6 protein-coding genes are annotated in these 3,240 nt (G+C 36.9%); all 6 read right to left on the bottom strand.

Annotation, left to right across the window (positions count from 1 at the left end; genetic code table 11):
- Nucleotides 1–246 precede the first annotated feature (246 nt).
- The gene (locus tag G337_RS0118905) at nt 247–993 is read right to left on the bottom strand and encodes a YbaY family lipoprotein (protein ID WP_028865255.1); all 747 of its coding nucleotides are present in this window, start codon (nt 991–993) and stop codon (nt 247–249) included.
- 281 nt (nt 994–1,274) lie between these two features.
- Nucleotides 1,275–1,949, bottom strand: a complete 675-nt coding sequence (locus G337_RS0118915) for an RDD family protein (RefSeq protein ID WP_028865257.1) — start codon at nt 1,947–1,949, stop codon at nt 1,275–1,277.
- A 90-nt stretch (nt 1,950–2,039) separates the two neighbouring features.
- Entirely contained in the window at nt 2,040–2,300 is a 261-nt protein-coding gene (locus tag G337_RS0118920) for a hypothetical protein (RefSeq protein WP_028865258.1), read from the bottom strand.
- Between the two features lie 119 nt (nt 2,301–2,419).
- Complete coding sequence (locus tag G337_RS0118925; protein WP_028865259.1) at nt 2,420–2,632, bottom strand: hypothetical protein; 213 nt, start codon at nt 2,630–2,632, stop codon at nt 2,420–2,422.
- Between the two features lie 10 nt (nt 2,633–2,642).
- Nucleotides 2,643–2,843: a hypothetical protein gene (locus G337_RS0118930; protein WP_028865260.1), complete on the bottom strand. Its 201-nt coding sequence runs from the start codon at nt 2,841–2,843 to the stop codon at nt 2,643–2,645.
- 36 nt (nt 2,844–2,879) lie between these two features.
- On the bottom strand, nt 2,880–3,240 hold a 361-nt coding region (locus tag G337_RS26760; protein WP_211235826.1), incomplete at its 5' end, for a hypothetical protein.

Raw genomic sequence — 3,240 nt, forward strand, 5'->3', positions numbered from 1 at the left:
CCTTTTTACTTGAAATTAATAGTAACCGGCTCAGGATAAATAGCCCCTTAAGCATGATTTAATCGGTTGATTTAAAATTAATTTAAGCCCCGAATACCGGGCAGGAGAAAGAAATAAACAGCCTAAATCAACACCTGTAATTATATACAGCATAAAGGTATTTTTCTTCTTTTTTTGGTAGGTTGCAGGCATAAAAAAGCCCACACGTGTGGGCTAAAATCAAGCAAGTCACATTTTAACTGCTTATTATGAGTCTTTGCATGCTGTTAGTAGTATTTCACTGCCTGCAGCAATATTATCAGATACAGATACCGCTTTAGTAAAACCAATATTTTCAGCTTGTGAAAGGTCATCTGATAATATGCTGTAAACATGAACATCATAAGTACTATCGCCACATACTGGAATACTCGCCAGTTGTGTAGTCAGGTGACCACAATTAGATTCTTTAACATCTATCCCAGCACTAGTTAAATATGACTGAGTTTCATTGAGCGTTAAGCCATTATCCGAACAGACTTTCGCACCAGTTGAAATATATACATTCACAGTACTTTCTTCCTGAACAGTTACTGATTCTAGAAGCAAATCAATTTCTGATGTAAATCCGTTCGTTAAAACGGGGTAACTTTGGGTTGTTCTAAAACCTACATATTCCTCACCAGCCGCGTCTTTAAAAATCAAAGACGCACTAACCGAATATAAGCGTGATTCATTAATATCAGCTTCTTTATAGGAAATGAAATAATCTAATGGAAACTTGCTAATTGATTCAATTAGCTTTTCACTAACGACAATGGTTTCCGCATCAGCAATAGAATAATCTATGAGCTTAACCTCAGCTCTGATTATATTATCCACCTCAATGGAACCATTAACATCAATTACTCCAGTAACAGCCGGATCATTACGAATTTGATTAACATCTTTGCTACTGTCATTACATGCGACAAGAAAAAAAGCACTTAGAAATGTGGTTAATAATACTCTCATTTGTATAACTCCCTTATATGGAGAAAATCTAATTAAATGGAAGGCTTCCATCTCTCCAAAACAAAATAAACAGTCAATTATTTATAACGAAAACGGAGTTTACATTTCTTTGGCTTTTGCTCAAACACTTATATTATTTAATGGAATATACCTAGTGCAGAAACACGGAATACAACAAGAACGGGAAAGATTGAAGGGAAAGGTGGGACATCCATATATGAATTATTTACTTATGATTCAACGACTCTTGGATGTCCTCGATTTCGATGGAGGAGTAACTATTATGTATTAATTACCACCGTACCCGCGATAAAATCATGTAACGCTCTATTTTTTTTACTAAATATCATCGTTATGATTTCCAGTAAATGCCACATAAAATTAGAAAGGCCAAAAGCCAACACTGTATAAATTAACCATAAAGGTGCTTCATCTCCTTGTTCAAAAGAAACGAAAATAGACATAATTAATAAGAAAATTAACGTTACAACAGGAACACAATCTCTTAAGAATGCCTGTTTAAAAGTAATATTAGTTTCTGATAAATGATCTACCACCTTGACACTTACCGCCATTTTGCCAAAGGTTTGCCCATAAAGGGTGTGGAGGCCTACAGAATAAATAACGAATTGAACTGTATCGACATAACCTAACGTAGTTTGAATTCCACCGCCAGTTTGAGAGCCCAAAAAGCCAAGAATTGCTGAAAACATAACTAAAACAATACCATCAATAATTGATGCCCAAAATCTTGGCCAGAATGTAGAATATTTATCTAATTCACCTAATTCTTGTGGCTTTTCAATTTCTGTTTTTTCTGCTGGAGGATTCATTTTCCTAGAAATAGCTAACTCAATCCTTTTTGCTCTTGCTGGAAATTTTTCTTGAGAAATATTACCTTTGGCAGTTAAAAGTTCTTTTAGTGTGTAGTTATCATAATTAGGACTGGAATTCATATGGCTAACTCTCCCTGAGTAAATAATATCTTAATTAGACGAAAAACTTCCGTGTTTCCATAATAAGGTGGATGCCCTCAATTTTGCGTTTTATACGTTTGTTTCAGCAGGCACTTTTGTTTTTGCTTTATATATATCGATCAACAAGAAAATAATTAAACAAGGTATGTAAGTAATAAAGGCCATCCAGATCCCCATTGTTAGAGGACTAATCGCCAAAACTAAAAGTGATACTGATATAAACGATGCAAAAGCTGATTTAATTGGTGACATAGTTCTACCAAACACTTTATTGGCAAGCCTGGTTGGCAAAAACATAATAATAAATGCGCTTAAGTATTGTTCAATCATTTGCGAGATCCTTCCTAAATGTATAACATTTTATTAAACGGAAAACTTCCATGCTTCTACAGGAAAGGCGCCCATTAACTATAAATAAAAACGCACCTTACATTCCCACCTTACTTTTATCAAATGATAATGTATTCACCATCAAGGCCTTCAGTGCCAATATTCAAGCACCGTTCAACCTCTTCGGCACCCAGCTTGGAAAGGTTTTCATCAACAACTCGGCCACCAACGTTCAGCACTTCATCGATAGTTAACGGCTTTGTTTCAAGATCAGGAATCCAGGCAACCGCTAAAAGTATCTTCGGTACCGAAATTTTTTTTCTTACTGCCATGAGCTAACCCTTACGCTAAATCTTCTTCATCATCGTCAATAAAATCACTACGAACGCGGGTGATTTTAAGCTGTACCTGTATTTCACTTTTACCGCAAAGCAGCCGGCCCAGAGAAATTTCGTTGTCCAGGTGATCGCCTTCCAACATTTCGGCTATCAACTGCTCGATGTTATCCATCGATTTTTCCGCGACTTTAACAGCACCGCTCATATTTATCTCCAAATTTATTAAAATTTTCCAAACGCACTACCAATCATCCCAGCCAACATCCGTAATTATCTCCTCAACACGAAGCTGCCAGCCTAAATCTGTATTTGATAACCAGGCCCTGCGGCCGTCTGGTATCAAAATTCGCCCTCCTTTCATCACAACCCCTAGCAGATAATCATCAAGATCAACCCCTAGCGGTTCAAACTGCTCAATAACTGCCTGTTCAACTGCTGGTTTTTTAACCCGCGTACAGTTATTGACAGAACTCCAAGGGAGAAAACTGTCGTTTTCTTCAAGGTCAAAACCACCTTCTGCACCAACCTTGCCTATCACCCAGGCGTCGGAGTGTGTAATCATCGTCCTGTCAAAAGATCCAATACCTTTTAACTTATTCACC

The organism is Psychromonas aquimarina ATCC BAA-1526 (assembly GCF_000428725.1).
In the GTDB taxonomy this organism is placed as follows: domain Bacteria; phylum Pseudomonadota; class Gammaproteobacteria; order Enterobacterales; family Psychromonadaceae; genus Psychromonas; species Psychromonas aquimarina.

Coding starts and splice junctions, on each gene's coding strand:
- G337_RS0118905 (WP_028865255.1), bottom strand. CDS start 993: ATGAGAGTATTATTAACCACATTTCTAAGTGCTTTTTTTCTTGTCGCA.
- G337_RS0118920 (WP_028865258.1), bottom strand. CDS start 2,300: ATGATTGAACAATACTTAAGCGCATTTATTATTATGTTTTTGCCAACC.
- G337_RS0118915 (WP_028865257.1), bottom strand. CDS start 1,949: ATGAATTCCAGTCCTAATTATGATAACTACACACTAAAAGAACTTTTA.
- G337_RS0118930 (WP_028865260.1), bottom strand. CDS start 2,843: ATGAGCGGTGCTGTTAAAGTCGCGGAAAAATCGATGGATAACATCGAG.
- G337_RS0118925 (WP_028865259.1), bottom strand. CDS start 2,632: ATGGCAGTAAGAAAAAAAATTTCGGTACCGAAGATACTTTTAGCGGTT.